General features: G+C 61.5%; 1 protein-coding gene. It reads right to left on the bottom strand.

Going from position 1 to position 257, the window contains the following annotated elements; all coding sequences use genetic code 11:
- Positions 1-39 precede the first annotated feature (39 nt).
- Positions 40-257: TipAS antibiotic-recognition domain-containing protein (locus SB772_RS42995; protein WP_410838896.1), on the bottom strand; the 218-nt coding region annotated here is incomplete at its 5' end.

Here is a 257-nt window from a genome sequence, read left to right as displayed (position 1 = left end):
CTTTGGACTGTTTCTTGAGGGTTCCCGCAGGTGGAGGCGTTAGAGGTTCTTATCGGCATAAACGCGCAGGGCATCCCTGACAAATGCTGCCCCGACTTCTCCGCCGTAATTCGCAGCGAACCGCGGATCGGCGACGTACATTTCACCGAGTCCGGTGACGTACCCCTTTACATCACCGACGGGAGCCGCCGTCGGCGTGCCTGGAATCCCCGTAAGCCACTCGACGTGCCTGCGCGCAAGGTCCTGGGCCACTTGGC

Source organism: Paraburkholderia sp. SIMBA_030 (assembly GCF_046535245.1).
GTDB lineage: Bacteria > Pseudomonadota > Gammaproteobacteria > Burkholderiales > Burkholderiaceae > Paraburkholderia.
Note: the sequence above shows the minus strand (reverse complement) of the source record. Positions and strands in the feature narration are given on the sequence as shown.